Consider the following 21,022-nt stretch of genomic DNA (forward strand, 5'->3'; position numbering starts at 1 on the left):
CAGCAATTTCGCCTTATCCTTACCTAATACGCCTTTTAGCACTAAAGAGTTAAAGTGCAATGGTTCCAGCTGCGGCCATTAGTCACTTGCAGTATCAATGAGATCCATTCGGATAGAGATCTAAATACTGGCTCGATAGCATTAATCAACACTGCAAGCTCCTAATCGTTTATCTCATGGCTAAACAATCACTTGATGATAGGTTTCCACATGGTATGACTCGACTAATTCGGGCATCACTTGGTGGAAATAGTGTTGAATTGCATCTTTAGCGCAGTGCTCATCAAAGGCGGCAATATCGACAAACTTCTCTACAAACGTCACGCGACGTGGTTCATCACGGCTCACATTGAGTTCGTAACGAATACAACCCGCTTCACGGCGCGTATCAGGAATAAGGCTCGCGAGCGCAGAGATTAGCGCTTCGGTTTTGCCCTCTTTAGCCAGAAAACTCGCCACGCAGGCAATTTGTTGTTGATTGATTCTATAGTCCGTTGAAGTCGACATCTCAGTTCCTTATTGGCTTAATATTGAATGTTTATGTGCCAAGATTTTGTTGATCGTTTATGTTGATAATTGATGTAGATAACTCATATTGATAGCCGCTTATGCTGATTGGTAGCGCATATCTAAATGGGGAATACCATCTTCTAAGTACATCTCAGAGCAGGCGACAAAGCCGAGTTTTTGATAGAAAGCTTTGAGGTAATCTTGAGCCCCGATTTGGATCCCCGCGTCGGGCCATGTCGTCAGTGCAGATTCGATGGCGTGCTGCATTAAAGGCATGGCTAGCCCTTTGCCTCGACCCGCTGGCGATACCACCACACGGCCGATACTCGCCTCTGGATAACTCAACCCCGGCGGTAAAATACGCGCGTAGGCAAGCAGTTCCCCGTCTGACGATAAGCCGAATAAATGCTGGGTTTCTGGATGCCTATCCTTATCGTCAAGCTCTGGATACGCACAGGTCTGCTCTACCACAAACACATCGACTCTTAGCTTCAATATGTCGTATAGCCTATTGGCATTTAATTGATTAAATGTAAGATTTTGCCACTGCAAACGATATCCCTCTGCAAATCATCGAAAAAGAGCTTTGAGTCTACCACAGCATAAAGACCATAAAAAAGCGCCTTAATCCGTGAGGACTAAGGCGCAAAGCTGTTGCGCAAACCAATAGATCTGGGGAAATCTATGGCAACAACAGGATAACGAAAAACGTTATTACTCAACCATGGCATCGTGGGCCACAGGCCCTGTCGGTTTACGGATCAGCAGCACAGCGAATACGGCGATGAGTAGCAGAGCGCCCATGATGTAAAACACATCGTTATAGGCCTGAATATAAGCTTGCTGACTCATGGTTTTGCCCAGTAAAGCTTTCGCCTGCGCGGCAGCGGTATAGGGATCTGAACCTCCCGCCTGCAACATGCTTGCGCTTTGGGTTAAATAATCCTGTGCTTGTGTGCTCACTGCGGGTAAAGATTCCTTAATATGAGCCAAATGCCCGCGCGACAAAGTGTCAGTCAGGGTCGCCACCAGCGCGATACCAAAAGCACCACCTAAGTTACGCATCACGTTTAATACCGTCGATGCCGAGGCATTTTCATGGGGTTTTAAATGCATGGTCGCAAGCATTCCAATTGGCACCAGAATAAAAGGCTGACCTAATGCCCGCACTACTTGCGAGGCGATCATCTGCGGTCCGGCATAATCTGCGGTCATCTGGCTATTCATGTAATAGCTAATAGCGAACATTAAAAAGCCAAAGGCAGCGAGATAACGACTATCGAAGCGCTCCATCAATTTCGGCACTAAGGGCAAGACCAATAGCTGCGGAAATCCCATCCACATAATCACACCACCAATTTCTAACGGTGTGTAATCATGGACTTGCGATAGGTAAAGCGGGATCAAATAAATAGCACCGAATAATGCCATGCCCAGTAAAAAATACGCCACGGTAGAGAGCACAAAATCACGCTTACCGAGCAGGCGCAAATTCACTAACGGCTCTTTACGCCTTAACTGGATCCAAACAAATAACACCAGATTCACGACGGCAATAATGGCCAGATTACGAATGAGTTCTGAACCAAACCAGTCCTTGCGGTTACCTTCTTCGAGCACCACTTCAAGACAACCCATACCCAGCGCCATAGTGACTATGCCCGCCAGATCGACATTCTTCAGCTTATCCCAAACGACCGACTGCTTCTCTAAACCGTAGGCCAACATGGCCATCACCAACAAACCCGGTGGCACATTGATATAAAACAGATAATGCCAGCTAAATTGCTCAGTCAACCAACCGCCTAAGGTCGGGCCGATTGAAGGCGCAAAGGTCGCCGTCACGCCAAATAACGCCATGCCGACGGCACGCTTGTTATCGGGTAAAAACTCAAGGATAAGCCTAAAGGCCAGCGGAATAAGCGCACCGCCAAAGAAGCCCTGTAGCGCCCGAAAGGCGATCATGGCCTCTAAGTTCCACGCCATAGAACAAAGTACGGAAGCAAAGATAAAGGCGGCCGTGGTCCATAACAGATAACGCCTGACCGACAATCCCGTACTGAGCCAGCCAGAAAGCGGGATCGCGATCATCTCAGCCACCAGATACGCGGTTGAAATCCAGCTGCCTTCTTCGAGCGTTGCCCCAAGACTGCCTTGAATCTCCTTCATCGATGCATTGGTGATTTGAATATCGAGGATCGCCATAAAGGCGCCGATCAAACCACCAAATACCGCAATCCATGAACGGCGACTGCCACGCTCATAATCGGTAGGCTTTTTAGGTACACTGATGCCCTGCGCCTCCATATCGGCAGACGCAGTGATAGAGCCAGTTGCGCTCATACTAACGACCTGTATTTGCAGCGATTGCCGATATTGCAGTACCCGACGCCGTATCCACTTTCACGACCGCACTTAAGCCCGGTAGCATGTGTGCTTCTTCCTCAGACAAATCTAAGCGAATACGCACGGGAATACGCTGGACGATTTTAGTGAAATTACCTGTAGCGTTTTCCGCTGGCAATAGACTAAATTTGGCTCCGGACGCCGGTGACAGACTATCGATAACACCTATAAAGGTTTTGTCGGGAAACGCATCGAGACTGACCTGCACCGACTGTCCTGGTTGCATATGTTGGATCTGGGTCTCTTTATAGTTCGCCGTGATCCACACTGCCCCATCCGGAACCAAACTGTAGAGTGCTTGGCCGGGCTGCACGTACTGCCCCACCATAGCGCCACGTTTACCAATCACCCCAGAAAAAGGTGCGGTCACGCGGGTATCATTTAATTGAATTTTCGCCAGTTCTAAAGTCGCATCGGCCTGCTCTACTACTGAACCCGCCTGATCTAATTGGGCATTAAAAACCGCTAACTCCCGTTGCTTTGCCACTAACACGGCTTGAGCTTCATCGAGGCGGGCGGCGGCAGAATCAAATCCTGCCTGTAGTTGGTCGACATCATCTTGGGAGCTGTAATTACTGACTTTGAGCTTTTTCGAACGGCTCAATTGCTGTTGTGCCCGTATTTTATCAGCCTTTGCCGCTACCACGCCTGCGCTGGCTTGAGTGATTAAAGCCCGTTGCAACTCCACCTTTGCGGCTAAAGTTTGCAAGTCCGCCTTCGCACTCGCCTGTGAGGCTTCAGCTTGACTCACTTTGGCACTAAACTGGTTATCTTCCAGCTGAGCTAATAACTCACCCTTCTGCACATGCTGGTTATCAGTTACATCGCTTAACACAACGTAGCCGGGCACTTTCACGCTGATATGGGAAATATCGGCCTCAACATAAGCGTTATCCGTGGTTTCGATAAAACGTACCTGTGTCCACCAGTAATAACCGCCTCCCGCAACTGCAGCGAGTAACAGTGGAACGGCGATAATGAGTTTACTTTTGGACATGAATGACTCCTTGATTAGTGATATCTAGTGTACTACTGTCTCACTAAGTTTATTAGTCAGTAAAAAATCAACCCACTGTTTCACAGGTGTAACAATGATGGATCTCAATCGCGTGCAAATTTTCGCTCAAGTGGTCGAACAAGGTAGCTTTACTGGCGCAGCTAAAGCCCTTGGGCTCACTAAGGCAACCGTCAGTCGCAAGATAGCCGAGCTCGAAGCCGATACTGGCACACAACTGCTGTTTCGCACCACCAGAGCCCTAAAACTCACCGAAGCTGGATCGAGTTATTACAACAGGATCAATAAGATCCTCAGCGATCTGCAGAGCGCCGAAAATCAGCTCAGCGCCCAACAGCAATTGATTAAAGGCAATCTAAAAATTGTCTGCCCAATTGAATTAGGCCAATTGTTTTTAGGGCCGATTTTCGCGCAGTTTTTAACGCTTTATCCCGAAATCACCATAGAGGCTGAACTCACCAATCGAAAGGTTGATGTGATAGAAGAAGGCATAGATCTGTTATTTCAAATTGCCGATTCTGGCGACACTCGCTTGCAAAGCTATGCCTTAGTCAACGCCCATAAATCGCTTATGGCAAGCCCAGCTTATTTAGCTGCCCATGGAACACCCAAGGTGCCACAGGACTTAGCCAAACATAAAGCGATTCGCTTGCAGTCGGCGCATATCGAAGGTGCGTGGAAATTATTCGATGGCAAAACTTGGATTGTCGCCGAGCCCAGGACTCAACTGACGGTAAACAATGTCACCCTCGCTCGCGAGGCCGCCATAGCGGGGCTTGGGATCACTGCGGTGCCATCCATCATAGCCCAAGTCGCATTAGAAAAAGGCGATTTAATCCCGCTACTAGATGACTATCCAATGGTGCAAACTAAGGTAGTGCTTAGCTATCCACAGCGGGCGTATCTACCGCGAAAATACCGCGTCTTTATCGAATTCATCTATAGCTCCCTATTTAAACGTTGGGGATCGCAAGTCTTAGAAGTCCCTGATTTTATCGGCCATGCCGATCTAGATGAATAAATCGAATACCCCAAACAGTAACAATTGTTACTTTGTAAAGTGTAAATCATTGCCTTGAGGATAAATCCTCTATGTCAGAATTGCCTTAATCCATAAGCCCCTATAAGCTTGGCAAGGTAACAGGCTGCAAAAGACCTTAGGTTTTCCTGATACAGTTTGCACAATAAAATTTAACATTTAATCTCAATTTTGGAGGAAACCTAATGAGCTTAATTAAAGAGTTCAAGGCTTTTGCGTCCCGTGGCAATGTGATAGACATGGCCGTTGGTATCATCATAGGTGCCGCATTCGGCAAAATCGTCTCGTCCTTCGTGGCCGATGTCATCATGCCACCAATTGGCATCATCCTAGGCGGCGTGAATTTTAGTGATTTGAGCATAGTGCTACAGGCAGCTCAAGGCGATGCGCCTTCTGTGGTCATTGCCTATGGCAAATTCATTCAGACTATTATCGACTTTACGATTATCGCCTTCGCCATTTTTATGGGTTTAAAAGCCATTAACACCCTAAAACGCAAGGAAGAAGATGCGCCTAAAGCGCCACCAGCACCGACCAAAGAAGAAGAGTTGCTGTCTGAAATCCGCGATCTATTGAAAGCTCAACAAGAAAAATAATCTCAAACTTAAGTGTCACGCATAAAAAACCCATCTCTAGAGATGGGTTTTGTTTTTACCTCAGCGAGATAAGTGATTACTCAGCTTCAACATGCACAGTTTCACTGTAATCTTGCACTACTTCTGCCACCCGAATGCGATAAGAGTTAAACAAACAGGGCACTATACCCGTTTGCTCGGCAATGCTGTGGGCCATCTGATTGCGCCATTGGGTAATAGAGGCTTGGTCCTCCCAAAACGACAGGCTTAGTACTTTGCCATCGTCGGTTAAGCTCTGAAAACGTTCGATCGAAATCAATCCCTTGCGGCCTTCTAAATATTGGCGCATTTCAGCCGCCACGTGCAGATACTCTTCCTTCCCTTCCTTTGTCGGGATGACTTCAAAAATTACCGCAATCATAATGTTCTCCAGAAATGAATGTCCTTAATGTCGACTCTAAGACTAGCCCAACCAGGGCGCGATAGCTCGCTGATTTTAAGCCTTTTAGTCAATGTGATAACCCTGTCTACAACGAAGGCAATAACCCGAAACATAACAAGTTATTGCCCACGATGACGGCTTACTTGTGATTAACCGAGCTCATCAATGCGCTTATCGCCGCGATATAACCAGCGATACAAGGTCGGCAAGACGAGTAAGGTCAGCGCCGTCGAGCTAAACAAGCCACCGATAATCACCACTGCCAAGGGCTTTTGGATCTCACTGCCGACACCCGACGACAATAAAATCGGGATCAAACCTAAGGCCGAGGTCAGTGCCGTCATCAATACGGGTCGTAAACGCCCAACCGTGCCCTCATAAACACAATCATAGAGTGCTTCGCCGCTTTGCCTGCGCTGATTAATCGAATCCACCAGCACCACACCGTTGAGCACCGCCACCCCAAATAGCGTGATAAAGCCAATAGAGCTAGGCACAGACAAATAAGTACCACTGACATACAGGGCCACTATGCCGCCAATCAAAGCTAAGGGCACGTTCGCCATGATGAGCAACACTTGCTTGAATGAACCAAAGGAGAAGTACAACAGCAAGGCAATCAAGGCGATAGAAATCGGCACCACTAGCATCAACTTTTGCTGCGCTCGCTGCTGATTCTCATACTGGCCGCCAATGATCACTGTATATCCCGCAGGTAAATCCGCCTTTGGCACTAGGGCATAAATATCTTTCACGACCGAGCCCATATCGCGTCCCGCCACGTTGGCCTGCACCACAACACGGCGCTGCACATCGTCACGGCGAATATTCGGCGGCGCCATTTCCACTTCAACGCTGGCGACTTCCCCTAAGCGCACTGTGGCGCCATTTGTGCCACTAAGTAATAAGTCTTTAATCGCATCAGGGCTTTGGCGAAACTCGGCCGCGAGTCGCACATTGATGTCGTATCTGGCATTGCCATCGATCACTTGCCCTGCACTCGCGCCACCAATACCTTGGCTGACGAGGCTCATCACTTGATCAACACTGATGCCGTAGCGTGCCAATAGCTCGCGTTTGGGGCGCACGACCAATTGCGCCTCGCCGCTCACTTGCTCAAGCGACACATCCACGGCACCGGGGATTTTCGCGACGAGATCGGTAAGCGCTTGGCCTTTCTGTGACAATACTGCTAAATCAGGGCCGAAGATTTTAATCGCTAGCTGGGCTTTTACCCCCGAAAGTAATTCATCTACCCGAGTCGCAATCGGCTGCGAAAAGGTCAACAAGAGTCCGGGGAACACGCTGAGCTTTTCCTCCATCAAGCGTTGCAGTTCCAAGCGCGAGCTTGCCGACTGCCACTCTGCTATCGGTTTCAAGCCAATATAGACTTCAATATTACTCACAGGCTCAGGATCGCCGCCCAGTTCAGGCGCACCAATGCGGCTCAAGGCATATTCCACCTCGGGAAATGCTAGCAAAATAGCCTCAAGCTTAGGTGCGACTTGGAGCGAAGTACCTAAACTCGCCGTCGGTGCCAGCGTCACCCTCAAGTTAATCGTGCCTTCCTCCAGTTCAGGCACAAATTCGGTACCCAGCCTTGGTAGCAATAATAGACTCAAGCCGAACATCACCAAGGCGCTGAGCATCACCACCTTTGGCCTAGCAAGCGTTGCCGTGAGTAGCTTGCGATAAGCGGCATCCAGCGGTGCTAAAACCACACTTTGTTTGAGCACCACACCGCGCTTAAACAGATACACGGCAAGGGCTGGCACGGCGATCAGCGCCACCAGCAGCGCCGACATCATAGCCAAAATAATACTGACCGCCATCGGCTGGAACAGCTTGCCTTCAACGCCTTCGAGTGCAAACAGCGGCGCAAATACGACGATAATAATGGCGGTGGCGAAGAAGATTGGACTACACACCTCTTTTGCCGCGAGCATTATCCGAATAACCATATTCGATTCACTGACATCACCACTGGCTTTAGCGCCATCCTCCTCACTGTGATAGGGATCGTCCTCACCATCGGCACGCGCCCTCGCCTCAGGTAAATGGCGGCGATCCGGTTGGGTTAAGTGTTTGAAAATATTCTCTACCATCACCACAGAGCCATCGACTAACATACCAATCGCCACTGCTAAGCCGCCGAGCGACATCAGGTTTGCCGACAGACCATAATAGGACATCACCATAAGTGCGAGCCCGATAGACACTGGAATCGACAGCAGCACCAGCAAGGTCGCGCGGATATTGACGAGGAACAACGCCAAGATCACCACGATAAACACAAAGGCCATTAGCAGCGCGTCGCGCACTGTGGTCACAGCCTTATCGACCAGATCCGCTTGGTCGTAAAACACCTCAAAGGACACACCATCGGGCAAGGCCTGCTCGATAAGGCTCACCCGTGCACCAATATCGTCAATCGTCGCCTTAGTGTTTGCCCCCATGCGTTTGAGCACGACACCAGCCACCACTTCACCGAGATTTTGCACTTGGCCAGATTCATCGCGGCGCGTCATAGTCACTGCCCCGACACGGATCTCGCTGCCGAAATCCACCTGAGCGATATCGCCAATACGCACTGGCGTACCGCTGGCTTCGGTCAGAGGGATCTGCGCGATCGCCGCCAATCCCGCGTCTCCTGCGGGCAACATGCCATAGCCGCGCACCACTAGTTGCTCTTGGCCTTGGTCCATAAACCAACCGCCAGCGTTGCGGTTATTGCTCTCTAGCGCTTCGGTCACCTGCGCCATAGACAAGCCATAGGCACGCAGTTTATTCGGGTCGACCTGCACTTGGTATTGGCGCACATCGCCACCAAAAGACAAGACTTCAGTCACGCCGCCCACGGGCATCAATATCAACTTCACCAGATAATCATTTAAGCTACGCAGCTCGGCGGCATTAATGCCAGAGTTAGGTTCTGCACGCAGAATATACTGATAAATCTGCCCTAATCCCGAGGTATTGGGGCCGATTTCAGGCACTCCGACACCGCTTGGGATCATCTCCCGCGCCGCCTGTAACTGTTCAAACACTTGCTGACGAGCGAAGTAAATATCCGTCCCCTCGGCAAATACCACAGTCACAATCGACAAGCCAGTACGCGATAACGAGCGCACCTCAGTCACGGCTGGCAAGGCGTACATGGCCGATTCCACCGGATAACTGATAAGTTTTTCCACCTCTTCAGCGGCTAAGCCTTCGGCCGCAGTATTGATGGTCACTTGCACGTTCGTCACATCAGGAAAGGCATCGAGATTCAACTTTGGTAGCATGGCCACACAGCCCACAATCACGGCGAGCAGAGCCAATACCACTAACAGCCGATTTTTAATCGCGGCTTCGATTAACTTTTGCAACATAGAAAATCTCCAAAATGAGGGCGCTCATATTAGTGGGCGTGAATATCAAAGCCCGCTTTCGCCTGCTCGGATGCCAAGAAGAACGCGCCAGCCACCACAACCTTGAGCTGTGCCTGTTGGGCTTTTTCAAGCTCAGGTCCACGCACTAGACTCAAGCCGCGTTGACGTTGCACCACTTCTACCTCAATGGACTCAAAGCCATCCTCATCTTGAATAAAAATCTGCCAATCGCCATCGCCGCCACGGGTCAACGCCGCATCGGGCAGCACTATGCCACTGCCGTTTGGATCGGTAGTAGAGCCAGCAAAGTACAATTCAGCAAATTGCCCCGCATGCAACACATGATCAGGATTGGGCATACTCACCAGCACTTGCTCGGTGCGCGTTACGCTATCGAGTTCATGGGAGCGACCGATTATCTTACCTGCCAACGTCTTATCCCCTACTTGCACTAAAGCTGAACTGCCAACCTGGATATACGTAGTTTGAGTTGGGGTTAACTGCGCCTCAACCCATAAATAGGATTCATCGGTCAGTTGCATTAAGGGTGTGCCCGCGCTAAAAACTTGACCTAGCATGGCGATATCCTGCTGCACTCGACCGTCAATTGGCGCTAAGAGTTGATAACTGCCTATGGCTTCGGGCGTCAATTCCAGTGCACGAATTTGCGCAGGCGTCATCTTAATTGCCTCTAAAATCGCCCGTTTAAGTTCGGCATCCACCTGCGCCTGCATCCGCCGACTGACGCTAACCACACCTTCACTCATGCGTTTGACTCGACTCCATTCGGCAGCGGCATTAATGTAGTCCGCCTGTGCCTGCGCAACGGCTGCGCCACCCAAGGTAAGTAAAGGCTCACCTTTTTTCACTTCTTGTCCCGGCACTACATGGCGCGCCAACACACGCACATCGAGCTGCGGCGCAAGGGTCGCGGTTCGATCGCGATCCACCACTAAGGTTGCCGTCGCCCTAATATCGAGATTCAAATTGGCGAGGTTCAAGCTATCGCTCGACAAAGGTAATAAGCTAATCCCCGCCAAGGCTTGCTGCGCTTCGGTCAATTTCAGCGCTTGTTCGCCGTGTTCATCCGTCGACGCCGTTTGCGTTACCGAATCGCCGCTTTCCTTAGCGACGGGTGCGTGATCACCGCCAGCCAATACAGGCTGAGCGAGAAAGGCCAGCGTGCTCAGCACGAATAATGCGAGAGCGATTTTTGATAGGTTAAACCGACGCTTTTCAGGCGCCGTTACAGCATCCAGTTGAAGGACATTTTCGTGGTGAGTATTTGAATTCATTATTGTGACCTCATGGGTTTACTGTGCGTGCGGCGGCATTAGATGTTATCGAAGGGGCTGCATTTAGCTTTTCTATAATGAGCTTTTCGATAAAAGGCATAAGCTGGCCGCTTTCGCCCATCCAATTTAACCAACTTTGATAGATAGCCGTTTCTAGGTTTAAGCCCACCAAATAACTGGCGGCTAACTGCCGACGGCTCTGTAAGTACTCGCTAGTACTCACATCCCCCGCCTGCCATTGTTGGCTTAAGGATTTAGCGGCTTTAGCACCTGACACTTGCACTAACTCGCGCCAGTCTTGGTAACATTCGAGTAAACGCGGTAAGGCATAGAGGAATTGTTTCTGCTTAGCGGTAAGCACTCGCTCACGGGCAAGATAACCTTGCTCCGCGATAGCGATGCCCTTATCGGCTACGGCTTGTAACTCACTATAGTTATTGCGAACTTGTAGAGGAATCGACACACCGACACCGAGCTTATTGTCCGTGCCCTCCTTTTCAGCGCCTAGGCTAATAGTCGGGTCAGCTGAAGCTTCCGCTTTGACTTGCATGACATTAACTCTGGCGAGCAGCACTTGCTGATAAGCACTCGCCAAGGCTGGCAAGGCTGATGTAGAGGTGCCCAACTCGGCCGCTGGCGCTTGCTTAGTCTGAGTCACAAAGAAATGGATCTCTTTGATAAACTCACTAAAAGCGAAATTATTATCCCCCAGTAATTCAATTACTTTGCCATCGGCCACTAAGGCCACCTGCTCGGCTAAGGCGTAGTCGGCAGTATTCGAGGCGACTTCGAGTTGTATCAATTGCAGCTCGACGTTGGATAAATCCCCCGCCGCCAATCGCTGCTCAGCAATATTGAGCTGCGCCTTGGTGAACCTTAATTGCTGCTCGGCAAAGGTCAGCGCCTTACGGCTTTGCGCCTGTTCTGCCAAGGCCAGCAAGCGTTCGGCTAACATTTGGCTACGCTCTAACCCTATGTCCGCTAAAAGGATTTGCGCTTCAAGCTCGGCACGCTGTGTCGCCACGCCGCGCTTGTCACCCCAATCGAGGGTTTGACTCAGCCCTAAGCTATAAGCATCTGTATCAGCATTTTGATAATTAAGCCCAAGTTCTGGGTTATACACAGCGCGATCTGCCGCCTGAATGGCCAGTTTGGCCTGTTGCTGCCTTACAAGCTGTGCCTGAACTTCAGGTAACTGATTGAACTGTGTGAGTAACTCAGGCAACCATTGGCCAAAGTTGACATGTGCCGTGTCGGTTTCTTTGGCGGGTAAGCCCAGTGATTGCGCCTTAAATGCCTCAACTTCAGCGGCTTTGATTTCAGGGGCATTAGCTTCAGAGGCTTTGGTTTCAAGGACCTTGACTTCAAGGACGTTGACTTCAAGAGAGTCATTTTCTGCCGCGAGGGCAAAGGCTACCAATCCGGCGGCCAATACTAATCCGCAGCTAAACAAGCCCGATCTAAACAGACAAACTAAAGTACGGGCGAGAATCGTTTTTTTCATCGCAAATCCTAACAATATCAAATGTGGATCGGCTGGCTTTTGCGCCCAAAGCGAAACGGCTAGATGTGAGCTTCATTTAAATAGCTCAATGCAAAGCAATCATATCGTTCTGGACATGGCAAATAAGCGCCGATCGAATCATCCCGCCAAGCGATACAGTAACGGCTAAAAAGCCAATGACGGCTCCAACAGTTAACGCTGCGAGCATCAGTTCAAGCGTATCTTTTGAGGGATGAACATAACGGGCTTATCACGCGGCAAAATAGAATGAGATCCAATCAGATGAATCAATCGTCCTAAGCCGAGAAATAAGCCGAATATTGGAGAATTAAGCGATAGGAGGGCGGTATTTAGGTAAATTTTCAGGCGGAAAATAGGATACATCGGTAGGCAGATAGACGCTTTCTAACGCCTGTACAGGCTGACTCACAGCCTGAGATAACAGCGCCACATGACCGCCATGGCATTGGCAGTCGAGGCATAGATCAAAATCTTGTATTTCAGTGGTTTTCACTAAGTGGGAATGAAATCCGTTGCTTTGGTTTTCACCCGCGTGATTACTGGTGACACCCGTGGAGTCCGCAAAACCTAAGGCTTGCTCGCTTGGACAAACACACTCAATACATTGAGCCAAAGTGGTCACTTGAGCACTAAATTGCAGATGGGGATGATTCTCAGCTTCTTCCGCGCCATTGCCCGCATGTAACTGATGCGCACCCAAATTCGCGCCGGCAAATTGCAGCACGATAATGGCTATCAGTAGGGTCACCATTCGAGTAAAAAATGGCTTAGCGGTAGAATTCAAATATCACCTATAGCAAATAACGGATAACGGATAACCGAACATCTGACCCGTATGATAAACATAAGTTCACAGCTCGCAAGCAAAGTCTTTCAAGCTGTGATCTCTAAAGGCTAACGCTGACTTAAACACTCAGTGCTTATTTAAACACACAGCACTTATTTAAATACACAGTGCTTATTTAAATACACAGTGCTTAGCATAATCAGCGGCTTCGTTAGCAGTCCAATCGCCAGACGGCTTATTTTTCATCTGTTTACACCAAGCATCACTGCCCACTTCTGGCGCGCAGGCACTCAGTCCAGCGGTAAATGCCAACACTAACGCAATCGCACTGACCTTAGAAACTGTCAGCGAAGAAAAAGAGCCCGATTTCAATAATGACATACTTAATTCCTTGTAAATATGGCCTAAATTAGACCATTAAATATTCGAACGCTTAGTGATCCAAGCAATCGCTTTGGCTTTCTGTTCGAGTGGAAACCAAGCCACTTCGCCCTGCATAAAAGGTCCGAGTAAGCGCACCGCATTTCCTACCCAATCAGGGCCGCCCACAAACACTAAGGCTTCAAAATTCGGTAACTGAACTTCACCACTACCGGTCAGCGACTCAAATTCCCAGCCTTCGAGTAACACATCCGCCTCAATATACAGGCAAACTTGGCCCCAATCCTTACGATAACTCTTAATCGCAGGCTGTAAACGGGTCCGATAATCGGTGGAGGATAGTCGGCCACTGGCAAAAAGACTGATAACACCCTTAGCAATATCGGGGATTTGGCATAACATAGAGGCACTCCGAATCGAGAACACTTTTGCAGGCAATGGCTTTAGCCAATGCAGCGGCAAAGAATGCGTCCGATGATAACAAATCTATTGGAAAGCCATAAGTCATTATTGATGGCTTCTCAATCCATGCTGAAAAATGCCTAAGTTTGCCATGATAAAAATCTCAAACCGTGTGGAACTTCAGGAAAATGAAATCGAGTGGCAATTTATCCGTTCGAGTGGTGCAGGCGGCCAGCACTTAAATAAAGTGTCCACCGCTGCGCAGCTGATTTTCGATATTAAAAGCTCATCATTACCCGAGTTTTACCAAGAACGCTTACTCAACAAGGCGGATCACCGCATCACTAAAAGCGGCAAAATCATCATCAAATGCCAAGCGAGCCGCAGCCAAGATGCCAACCGCCAAACAGCCTTGGAGCAATTTATCGCCTTGGTTGCCAGTGTCGGTGAAGTGCAGAAAAAACGCATCCCCACCCGCGCCACTAAAGGCAGCCAAACGCGGCGATTAGAGACCAAGAAACAAAAAGGTGCCACTAAGGCCATGCGTCAACAGAAGAGTGACTATTAACTTAGGTGACAGTTAACTTAGATGACAATTAACTCAACTGACAGCCAACAATGGCACAGGATTTCAAAGGTATAATCGGCTCGCACATGATCAGCTCGCACACAATTGACTAACGAATAATGCAAAATCGATTTGAACAGGTTAAGTTAATGGCCTATGTAGAAAACTGAAATAAATTTTTCCAACTTTAATCCCAGCATTAATCCCAAGGTATGTCGTAAAGGAAAGCGCAATGAGTCACAAAATTTTGCTCGTCAATGGCCCCAATCTCAACCTCTTAGGCCGCCGCGAGCCCAGCGTTTACGGTCATCAAACCTTAGCCGACATAGTGGCGGAGTTAAACCAGCAGGCAAAGTTGGCGGGAGTTGAGCTCGAGCATATTCAGTCCAACGCCGAATTTGAGCTAATCAATGCGATTCATGCAACCGATGCCCAGATGATTATTATCAATCCCGCCGCCTTTACCCATACTAGCGTCGCCCTGCGTGATGCCCTGCTTGGGGTGGCAATTCCGTTCTTTGAAGTGCATTTATCCAATGTGCACGCCCGTGAAGCCTTTCGCCACCATTCCTATTTTTCCGATAAGGCGATAGGTGTGATTTGCGGTTTCGGTTCACAGGGTTATGAGTTTGCGCTGGCGGCGGCCATTAAGCGGCTCAACCAGCCACAGTAAATTCTATTCAATAGCGTGCTTTGCAAGGGCAGATAAATGGCAATGGATCTTCGTAAAATTAAAAAACTCATTGAGTTAGTACAAGAATCTGACATAGCAGAACTGGCGATCACCGAAGGTGAAGAATCAATTCGCATCACCCGCTACAGCCCTATGCCAGCCAATGTGCAATCACAGCAAGCGATCCCCAGAGCACCTGTGGCGCCTTTGAATGAACAGGCAAAGCAGACAGGCATTTCGCCAAGTACAGAAGGTTTTTTACAAGTCTCACCTATGGTCGGCACTTTTTACGCGGCGGCAGAACTCGATGATGTGCCGCTGGTTAAAGTCGGTCAACGTGTGAGCCAAGGTGAAGTGATCTGCATTATCGAAGCGATGAGAATGATGAATCCCATCCAAGCCGAGCGCGATGGCGTGGTCAGCACTATTTGGGCCAAAGACGGCGATGAAGTGGCATTCGATCAGCCACTATTTACCTTAATCTAACCGCTCGCCTTCCCATGAATTGAAGCGCACTTAGATTTAAGATGCGGTTTTCAAACCAAGACAGCATTAACCGAGGTCACTATGATATTAATTACCGGCGCCAGCAGTGGTTTAGGCGCGGCGCTCGCATCGCTCTACGCCAAAGAGAATGAAGCACTGACACTCACAGGTCGCCATGCCGAGCGCCTGCAAACCGTCGCCAATGCATTAACGCCTTTCTCCAACAAAACGATCGCTGCTATCACCGCCGATCTCGCCAGTGAATCGAGTCTCGAAGCCCTGTTCGATGGCCTAACGCAAGCCCCTAAAACCGTGATCCATTGCGCGGGCAGCGGCTACTTTGGTGCAATTGAAACCCAAGGGGCGAGCGATATCCAAAGCCTGCTCAATAACAATGTCACTTCGACGATTCTGTTAGTGCGGGAATTAGTGAAACGCTATAAAGATCAAGCAGTCACTGTGGTTGTGGTCATGTCCACCGCAGCACTGGCCGCCAAGGCGGGAGAATCCACTTACTGCGCGGTAAAATGGGCGGTGCGGGGATTTATCGAGTCGGTGCGATTAGAGCTTAAACAAAGCCCAATGAAGTTGATTGCCGTGTATCCCGGCGGCATGGACACAGGCTTTTGGCCCAGTAGCGGTAAGGCTTTAGATACCTCAAGCTTTATGTCCGCCGATGAAGCGGCGGGCATGCTCAAACAAGCCTTGGTTGCCACAGAGCATGGTTATATCGCCGATATCACCATACAAAGGGGCTAAATGTGCGGATTCGAGACGCAGAATATGACCACTGCGTCTCTTCCTTAGCACTCGCTAGTCGGCGCAGTTCGCTGTGTTTAGGGTAACGACGCGACGGCTTTCTCTATGGGTCAGCCACCACATCAGCAGTCCCCCCAATGACAACAAAGACGCCGCATAACCTGTCGCGGCAATGCCTTGTCCAGACAGTATCACTAAACTGCCCACCCAAGGGCCAATTGCATTGGCAAGATTAAAGGCGCATTGCACTAAAGCGCCTGTCATGGCTTGCCCATCTGGCGCCACATCCATCAATCTGGCTTGCACAATAGTGGCAAGCCCTAACCCACAACCGACAAAAAATACCACGGGCATCAGCGCCCAGTAATGTCCGGTCAAACTCGGGTAAATCGCCAACACCACAGTGCTTAACACTAACGACCAAAACGCCGCCGCTAAGGCCGACTTATCCGCCGCCCAACCACACACCAATGTCCCGAGTGTTGCGCCAATACCAAATACCGCCATCATGATTGGGATCTTAAACGGCTCGACTTGTGTCACTTGGATTAAGGTTTCAGCCAGATAGGTATACACGCAGAAGATACCGCCAAAGCCAATGGCCGCGATACCGAGCGTCAGCCAGACTTCACGATTTTTAAGGGTTTGTAGCTCTTTTTTGGGACTCGCATCAGCGGGCACTGCTTGATTAGGTGCTAAAAAATACACCATTATCGCGGTAATGGTCGCCAGAATTGCCACTATGCCAATGCCCGAGCGCCAGCCCACAGTTTGCCCCATCCAAGTCGCAAACGGCACACCGATAATCGTCGCCAGCGTAAGGCCAATAATCACCCGCGATACGGCGCGGGCCTTCATTTCTGGCGGCACTAAAGAGGCAGCGAGCAACATAGCCACGCCGAAATAAGCGCCGTGGGGCAAGCCGCTGAGAAAACGAAAAAAGATTAACCAATTCAATGATGGCGCTAACGCACTTAAGCCATTGGCCACCGCCATTAACCCGGCTAAAGCAATCAAGAGTGTTCGCCGTCTGACCCTAACGGCCAGCACCATGATAATTGGCGAACCGACCACAACCCCCAGCGCATAGGCACTAATGGCATAACTCACATGTGCAACCTCTACCCCTAAATCGCTCGCGATATAAGGCACTAAGGTCATGGAAGCAAATTCTGTAGTGCCTAAAGCGAATGTTCCGAGTGCTAAAGCAAGTAACACCCATAATGTACTGGCGCCCTTATGCTGATTTTGGGCAGCCTGATTTCTAACAGTATTCAAACCTCTTCTCCGCTATGCTATAAAACGACAACTAGCTAATAAATAACTAGGGTCTGTTGATCTTTGCTGTACAAATGTTGTTCAGCAATACATCGGCAGCCACATTAACATAAACGCCAGTGACACCATACTGGCGTAATTTCTTGCTAGCTTGTCATATCTTGTTGATATTGCTCGATAGTGCTTAATTCTTCCAAAAGCATTCTCCACTAAATGTCGATACCGATATAAGCACCAATCGACTCTTTCTTGAGGTGTATTCTTATAGCGGCGCCTTGGAATAACAGATTTCCCGCCTTTATTTGCGATAAGTTCACGAAAAGCATCGCTGTCATAACCTTTATCTGCAATGACGGTATCAACCTGCTTCAGGTGCTCAATTAAGCTGGGGGCGTGTGTAATATCGTGTTTTTGGCCTTCTGATAATTCGAAATAAATCGGTAATCCTCCGCTGTCGACGGCTAAGTGAATTTTGGTTGAATTACCGCCTCGACTTTTACCAATACTCTCATTACTTAGCGTCGCTGCACCTGCACTGTGCTGGTGAGCCCGCACTATCGAGCCATCAATAAAGACCCATTCTATATCAGCAAGGTTGGCTAAGGCCTTGAATAAATGTGCTAGAACGCCTTTCTTAGACCATAAATGAAACCGTCTAAAGACCGTGCTCCAATGACCGAACTCTTTAGGTAAATCTCGCCAAGGGATACCTGTTCTAAGGCGGTAAAGAATACCTTCGAATGTTTGTCTATGTTCAGGTTTGTCATAAACACGGCCTGTGCTTTTCATTAAATGAAATAGCTTTTCCCAGCGTGCATCGGTTAGCATAAGTCTTGGCATGGCTTGAGGTTATGGTTACTTTTGGCGAAGCAAATTATAACGTCTTGCCATGCTGTCTAAAAATCACTCTCGAAAGATCAACAGACCCTAATAAAAAGATAATAAAAGATGATAAATAAATTGGAGCCCACTAAGGGGCTCCAATTTCTCAGTCATTTACCTAATGTAAATCTATCTGACTAACTGTTCTTGATAGGTTTGACTGTTCCAGTCGTAGGCGTAAAGCGTTCCTTGCCACTCGTAAAGTGTACGACCATCCTGCTGCACAACCCTAGCATTGCTCGGCAAGCTAGACACACTGTGCGGTGCGCGAGGACGCGGAGTTGCAACTGTTTTGCCTGTGCCGTTACTAGTTTGCGACACCAGTTGCCCAGTCGATTGGCCGGCCAGATTTGCAGGCATACTCGACACCATACGGCCTTCACTCGCAGAATACTGCATACTGGTTGTTACCCGTACAGGTGCAGAAATCGCCACAGGTTCATCGTCATAGGCCATAGGAATCGACAAACCTATGCCCGAATAGGGCGAGTTCCAGTAATTTCGAGCGTAGGCATCACGCGACGTATTCCAACCCCAATCATTGTTCCAATGGGTGTTCACACCGTAACCGACATTCCAACCCGATCCCCACCCCGTAGCGAGCCCTAAACCCAGTCCTAAACCCCAAGGGTAATAAGGTCGATAATAGGGACGATAATGGCGATTATCTTTGCGCACATGGCGGTTGTCGTAATAATTGTCATGACGATTGTTGTAATGACTATCGCCACGACTGTAGCTATCACGATGACCGTGGCGTTCGTCTTGATCCGAATAGCCTCTATTTCCGGCCACCGCGACAGTCGGCACACTGAGCGCCCCCAAAAGTGAGATCCCCACGGCAAGCGATAAAACCAAGCACTTTAGCGACCGCTTATCCGCGCCATGTGATTGACTTTGAACACACTTTTCTTGAGCAAACCATACAGGAATATTCATATAAACCTCGAAATAAAGGGCGTAAGCGAGATCTATCGCGACTTACTGGTAACCATTTTACGCTTCCTAAGCTTGAAGATCACTGAATTGGTTAACCCTAAAACAGAAAAATGCTATAGTGCGCGCCACACGGATTTTCACCGCAGAGGCTATTTCCACATGAGTTTTAAGGATTTACGCAGCTTTATTGATCACTTAGAAGCCAATGGCGAACTCAAACGCATTAGCTACCCAGTTGATCCTCATTTAGAAATGACAGAGATCGCCGACCGCGTATTACGCGCTCAAGGCCCTGCGCTATTATTTGAAAATCCCAAAAATCATCACATGCCCGTGTTGGTAAACCTGTTCGGTACGCCAAAACGTGTGGCCATGGCACTCGGCAAAGACGACCCATTAGCCCTGCGCGAAGTGGGCGAACTGTTAGCCTTTTTAAAGGAACCTGAGCCACCACGCGGTTTTAAAGACGCGATCGCTAAGATCCCTATGTTCAAGCAAGCCTTGAATATGCCGCCAAAGACAGTGCGTAATCCGCCTTGCCAACAAGTGATCAAAACCGGCGATGAGGTCGACTTAACCCAATTGCCTATTCAGCATTGCTGGCCGGGCGATGTCGCGCCACTGGTGACCTGGGGCTTAACCATCACCAAAGGCCCGCGTAAGAGTCGTCAGAATTTAGGCATTTATCGCCAACAATTACTGGGTAAAAACAAGCTGATTATGCGCTGGTTGTCCCACCGTGGCGGCGCGTTAGATTTTGCTGATTTTAAACAACAATTCCCCGGTGAGCGTTATCCGGTTGTGGTCGCACTCGGCGCCGATCCTGTGACCATTTTAGGCGCCGTCACCCCAGTCCCCGATTCCATGAGCGAATACGCTTTTGCCGGTTTACTGCGCGGTGAACGTACCGAAGTCTGTAAGGCATTAAGCTGCGACTTAGAAGTGCCCGCCACCAGTGAAATCATCCTCGAAGGCTATATCGATCCTGAGGAACTGGCGGAAGAAGGCCCCTACGGCGATCACACGGGTTACTACAACGAAACCGATAAGTTTCCAGTATTTACCGTTACCCACATCACTCAGCGTAAAGATGCCATCTACCACAGCACTTACACTGGCCGTCCACCGGATGAGCCTGCCATGCTGGGGGTTGCATTAAACGAAGTGTTTGTGCCGATTTTGCGTAAGCAATATCCTGAGATCGTTGATTTTTATCTGCCACCTGAGGGCTGTTCGTACCGCATGGCAGTGATCTCCATTCGCAAACAATATCCGGGACATGCCAAACGAGTGATGATGGGCGCTTGGTCTTTCCTGCGCCAATTTATGTACACTAAGTTTATTGTCATAGTGGATGAAGATGTGAACTGCCGTGACTGGCAGGATGTGATCTGGGCGATCACCACCCGCATGGACCCTAAACGCGATACTGTGATGATCGAAAACACCCCGATCGACTACCTCGATTTTGCTTCACCCGTTGCGGGCTTAGGCTCAAAAATGGGACTCGATGCCACCAATAAGTGGGAAGGTGAAACCAACCGCGAATGGGGCACGCCAATCGTGATGGATCCAAAAGTAAAACAAAAGATCGACTCAATCTGGGATGAGTTAGGCATAGACGACAGCCCAACCCTATAATTCAGCTTAAGCCATTACTCAAGTATCGGCTTTAGCCAAGAGAAT

Annotated in this window: 21 protein-coding genes and 1 pseudogene; 7 read left to right on the forward strand and 15 right to left on the reverse strand. The window is 49.2% G+C overall.

Annotated elements, in window-relative coordinates; translation table 11 throughout:
- Nucleotides 1-53 precede the first annotated feature (53 nt).
- The 5 genes and pseudogenes from CKQ84_RS23980 to CKQ84_RS04910 all read right to left on the reverse strand — a co-directional run.
- Nucleotides 54-152 (reverse strand): annotated as a pseudogene (locus CKQ84_RS23980) (radical SAM protein); the annotation flags it as partial.
- A gap of 28 nt (nucleotides 153-180) precedes the next feature.
- Nucleotides 181-507 (reverse strand): putative quinol monooxygenase, encoded by a 327-nt coding sequence (locus CKQ84_RS04895; protein WP_105250324.1) that lies wholly within the window; start codon nucleotides 505-507, stop codon nucleotides 181-183.
- Nucleotides 508-606: 99 nt separating this feature from the next.
- Nucleotides 607-1,062, reverse strand: a complete 456-nt coding sequence (locus CKQ84_RS04900) for a GNAT family N-acetyltransferase (RefSeq protein WP_105250325.1) — start codon at nucleotides 1,060-1,062, stop codon at nucleotides 607-609.
- Nucleotides 1,063-1,224: 162 nt separating this feature from the next.
- The gene (locus tag CKQ84_RS04905) at nucleotides 1,225-2,853 is read right to left on the reverse strand and encodes a DHA2 family efflux MFS transporter permease subunit (protein WP_105250326.1); all 1,629 of its coding nucleotides are present in this window, start codon (nucleotides 2,851-2,853) and stop codon (nucleotides 1,225-1,227) included.
- Between the two features lies 1 nt (nucleotide 2,854).
- Nucleotides 2,855-3,913: an HlyD family secretion protein gene (locus CKQ84_RS04910; protein ID WP_105250327.1), complete on the reverse strand. Its 1,059-nt coding sequence runs from the start codon at nucleotides 3,911-3,913 to the stop codon at nucleotides 2,855-2,857.
- Between the two features lie 94 nt (nucleotides 3,914-4,007).
- Between CKQ84_RS04910 and CKQ84_RS04915 the strand changes: the two genes are divergently transcribed.
- Both CKQ84_RS04915 and mscL read left to right on the forward strand, forming a co-directional pair.
- A complete protein-coding gene (locus CKQ84_RS04915) occupies nucleotides 4,008-4,952 on the forward strand; it encodes a LysR family transcriptional regulator (RefSeq protein ID WP_173913153.1) in 945 nt (314 codons plus the stop codon).
- 203 nt (nucleotides 4,953-5,155) lie between these two features.
- Nucleotides 5,156-5,566, forward strand: a complete 411-nt coding sequence (gene mscL, locus CKQ84_RS04920; RefSeq protein ID WP_105250328.1) for a large-conductance mechanosensitive channel protein MscL — start codon at nucleotides 5,156-5,158, stop codon at nucleotides 5,564-5,566.
- 76 nt (nucleotides 5,567-5,642) lie between these two features.
- Here mscL and CKQ84_RS04925 read toward each other — a convergent pair whose 3' ends face one another.
- The 7 genes from CKQ84_RS04925 to CKQ84_RS04955 all read right to left on the reverse strand — a co-directional run bounded on the left by CKQ84_RS04925 (nucleotide 5,643) and on the right by CKQ84_RS04955 (nucleotide 13,751).
- Nucleotides 5,643-5,966, reverse strand: coding sequence for an antibiotic biosynthesis monooxygenase (locus CKQ84_RS04925; protein ID WP_025008611.1), 324 nt, complete (start codon nucleotides 5,964-5,966; stop codon nucleotides 5,643-5,645).
- A 170-nt stretch (nucleotides 5,967-6,136) separates the two neighbouring features.
- Nucleotides 6,137-9,361: an efflux RND transporter permease subunit gene (locus CKQ84_RS04930; RefSeq protein WP_105250329.1), complete on the reverse strand. Its 3,225-nt coding sequence runs from the start codon at nucleotides 9,359-9,361 to the stop codon at nucleotides 6,137-6,139.
- A gap of 29 nt (nucleotides 9,362-9,390) precedes the next feature.
- Entirely contained in the window at nucleotides 9,391-10,656 is a 1,266-nt protein-coding gene (locus CKQ84_RS04935) for an efflux RND transporter periplasmic adaptor subunit (RefSeq protein ID WP_105250330.1), read from the reverse strand.
- 10 nt (nucleotides 10,657-10,666) lie between these two features.
- Complete coding sequence (locus CKQ84_RS04940; protein ID WP_105250331.1) at nucleotides 10,667-12,160, reverse strand: TolC family protein; 1,494 nt, start codon at nucleotides 12,158-12,160, stop codon at nucleotides 10,667-10,669.
- Between the two features lie 328 nt (nucleotides 12,161-12,488).
- Nucleotides 12,489-12,932: a hypothetical protein gene (locus CKQ84_RS04945; protein ID WP_105250332.1), complete on the reverse strand. Its 444-nt coding sequence runs from the start codon at nucleotides 12,930-12,932 to the stop codon at nucleotides 12,489-12,491.
- 207 nt (nucleotides 12,933-13,139) lie between these two features.
- Nucleotides 13,140-13,349 (reverse strand): DUF3012 domain-containing protein, encoded by a 210-nt coding sequence (locus CKQ84_RS04950; RefSeq protein WP_028759383.1) that lies wholly within the window; start codon nucleotides 13,347-13,349, stop codon nucleotides 13,140-13,142.
- A gap of 36 nt (nucleotides 13,350-13,385) precedes the next feature.
- Nucleotides 13,386-13,751, reverse strand: coding sequence for an STAS/SEC14 domain-containing protein (locus tag CKQ84_RS04955; protein WP_105250333.1), 366 nt, complete (start codon nucleotides 13,749-13,751; stop codon nucleotides 13,386-13,388).
- Nucleotides 13,752-13,887: 136 nt separating this feature from the next.
- On the opposite strand from CKQ84_RS04955, the gene arfB reads away from it, so the two are divergent.
- The 4 genes from arfB to CKQ84_RS04975 all read left to right on the forward strand — a co-directional run bounded on the left by arfB (nucleotide 13,888) and on the right by CKQ84_RS04975 (nucleotide 16,237).
- Nucleotides 13,888-14,319, forward strand: coding sequence for an alternative ribosome rescue aminoacyl-tRNA hydrolase ArfB (arfB, locus tag CKQ84_RS04960; protein ID WP_011787977.1), 432 nt, complete (start codon nucleotides 13,888-13,890; stop codon nucleotides 14,317-14,319).
- A 232-nt stretch (nucleotides 14,320-14,551) separates the two neighbouring features.
- Entirely contained in the window at nucleotides 14,552-14,992 is a 441-nt protein-coding gene (gene aroQ, locus CKQ84_RS04965) for a type II 3-dehydroquinate dehydratase (RefSeq protein ID WP_028759381.1), read from the forward strand.
- 36 nt (nucleotides 14,993-15,028) lie between these two features.
- The gene (accB, locus tag CKQ84_RS04970) at nucleotides 15,029-15,478 is read left to right on the forward strand and encodes an acetyl-CoA carboxylase biotin carboxyl carrier protein (protein WP_105250334.1); all 450 of its coding nucleotides are present in this window, start codon (nucleotides 15,029-15,031) and stop codon (nucleotides 15,476-15,478) included.
- Between the two features lie 81 nt (nucleotides 15,479-15,559).
- On the forward strand, nucleotides 15,560-16,237 hold the full coding sequence (locus CKQ84_RS04975; RefSeq protein ID WP_105250335.1) for an SDR family NAD(P)-dependent oxidoreductase: 678 nt from the start codon (nucleotides 15,560-15,562) through the stop codon (nucleotides 16,235-16,237).
- Between the two features lie 54 nt (nucleotides 16,238-16,291).
- Here CKQ84_RS04975 and CKQ84_RS04980 read toward each other — a convergent pair whose 3' ends face one another.
- From CKQ84_RS04980 to CKQ84_RS04990, 3 genes are all read right to left on the reverse strand, one after another.
- Nucleotides 16,292-17,515: an MFS transporter gene (locus tag CKQ84_RS04980; RefSeq protein WP_105250336.1), complete on the reverse strand. Its 1,224-nt coding sequence runs from the start codon at nucleotides 17,513-17,515 to the stop codon at nucleotides 16,292-16,294.
- A gap of 81 nt (nucleotides 17,516-17,596) precedes the next feature.
- Nucleotides 17,597-18,355 (reverse strand): IS5-like element ISSod6 family transposase, encoded by a 759-nt coding sequence (locus tag CKQ84_RS04985; RefSeq protein WP_011071076.1) that lies wholly within the window; start codon nucleotides 18,353-18,355, stop codon nucleotides 17,597-17,599.
- A gap of 171 nt (nucleotides 18,356-18,526) precedes the next feature.
- Nucleotides 18,527-19,336, reverse strand: coding sequence for a hypothetical protein (locus tag CKQ84_RS04990; RefSeq protein WP_105250337.1), 810 nt, complete (start codon nucleotides 19,334-19,336; stop codon nucleotides 18,527-18,529).
- Between the two features lie 159 nt (nucleotides 19,337-19,495).
- On the opposite strand from CKQ84_RS04990, the gene ubiD reads away from it, so the two are divergent.
- The gene (ubiD, locus tag CKQ84_RS04995; RefSeq protein ID WP_105250338.1) at nucleotides 19,496-20,977 is read left to right on the forward strand and encodes a 4-hydroxy-3-polyprenylbenzoate decarboxylase; all 1,482 of its coding nucleotides are present in this window, start codon (nucleotides 19,496-19,498) and stop codon (nucleotides 20,975-20,977) included.
- Nucleotides 20,978-21,022: the final 45 nt, after the last annotated feature.

It is taken from the genome of Shewanella sp. WE21 (assembly GCF_002966515.1).
Lineage (GTDB): Bacteria > Pseudomonadota > Gammaproteobacteria > Enterobacterales > Shewanellaceae > Shewanella > Shewanella oncorhynchi.

Excerpts from the sequence above, each read along its gene's own strand:
- CKQ84_RS04895 (WP_105250324.1), bottom strand. The coding sequence starts at position 507 with ATGTCGACTTCAACGGACTATAGAATCAATCAACAACAAATTGCCTGC.
- CKQ84_RS04905 (WP_105250326.1), bottom strand. The coding sequence starts at position 2,853 with ATGAGCGCAACTGGCTCTATCACTGCGTCTGCCGATATGGAGGCGCAG.
- CKQ84_RS04910 (WP_105250327.1), bottom strand. The coding sequence starts at position 3,913 with ATGTCCAAAAGTAAACTCATTATCGCCGTTCCACTGTTACTCGCTGCA.
- CKQ84_RS04915 (WP_173913153.1), top strand. The coding sequence starts at position 4,008 with ATGATGGATCTCAATCGCGTGCAAATTTTCGCTCAAGTGGTCGAACAA.
- mscL (WP_105250328.1), top strand. The coding sequence starts at position 5,156 with ATGAGCTTAATTAAAGAGTTCAAGGCTTTTGCGTCCCGTGGCAATGTG.
- CKQ84_RS04925 (WP_025008611.1), bottom strand. The coding sequence starts at position 5,966 with ATGATTGCGGTAATTTTTGAAGTCATCCCGACAAAGGAAGGGAAGGAA.
- CKQ84_RS04930 (WP_105250329.1), bottom strand. The coding sequence starts at position 9,361 with ATGTTGCAAAAGTTAATCGAAGCCGCGATTAAAAATCGGCTGTTAGTG.
- CKQ84_RS04935 (WP_105250330.1), bottom strand. The coding sequence starts at position 10,656 with ATGAATTCAAATACTCACCACGAAAATGTCCTTCAACTGGATGCTGTA.
- CKQ84_RS04940 (WP_105250331.1), bottom strand. The coding sequence starts at position 12,160 with ATGAAAAAAACGATTCTCGCCCGTACTTTAGTTTGTCTGTTTAGATCG.
- CKQ84_RS04945 (WP_105250332.1), bottom strand. The coding sequence starts at position 12,932 with ATGGTGACCCTACTGATAGCCATTATCGTGCTGCAATTTGCCGGCGCG.
- CKQ84_RS04950 (WP_028759383.1), bottom strand. The coding sequence starts at position 13,349 with ATGTCATTATTGAAATCGGGCTCTTTTTCTTCGCTGACAGTTTCTAAG.
- CKQ84_RS04955 (WP_105250333.1), bottom strand. The coding sequence starts at position 13,751 with ATGTTATGCCAAATCCCCGATATTGCTAAGGGTGTTATCAGTCTTTTT.
- arfB (WP_011787977.1), top strand. The coding sequence starts at position 13,888 with ATGCCTAAGTTTGCCATGATAAAAATCTCAAACCGTGTGGAACTTCAG.
- aroQ (WP_028759381.1), top strand. The coding sequence starts at position 14,552 with ATGAGTCACAAAATTTTGCTCGTCAATGGCCCCAATCTCAACCTCTTA.
- accB (WP_105250334.1), top strand. The coding sequence starts at position 15,029 with ATGGCAATGGATCTTCGTAAAATTAAAAAACTCATTGAGTTAGTACAA.
- CKQ84_RS04975 (WP_105250335.1), top strand. The coding sequence starts at position 15,560 with ATGATATTAATTACCGGCGCCAGCAGTGGTTTAGGCGCGGCGCTCGCA.
- CKQ84_RS04985 (WP_011071076.1), bottom strand. The coding sequence starts at position 18,355 with ATGCCAAGACTTATGCTAACCGATGCACGCTGGGAAAAGCTATTTCAT.
- CKQ84_RS04990 (WP_105250337.1), bottom strand. The coding sequence starts at position 19,336 with ATGAATATTCCTGTATGGTTTGCTCAAGAAAAGTGTGTTCAAAGTCAA.
- ubiD (WP_105250338.1), top strand. The coding sequence starts at position 19,496 with ATGAGTTTTAAGGATTTACGCAGCTTTATTGATCACTTAGAAGCCAAT.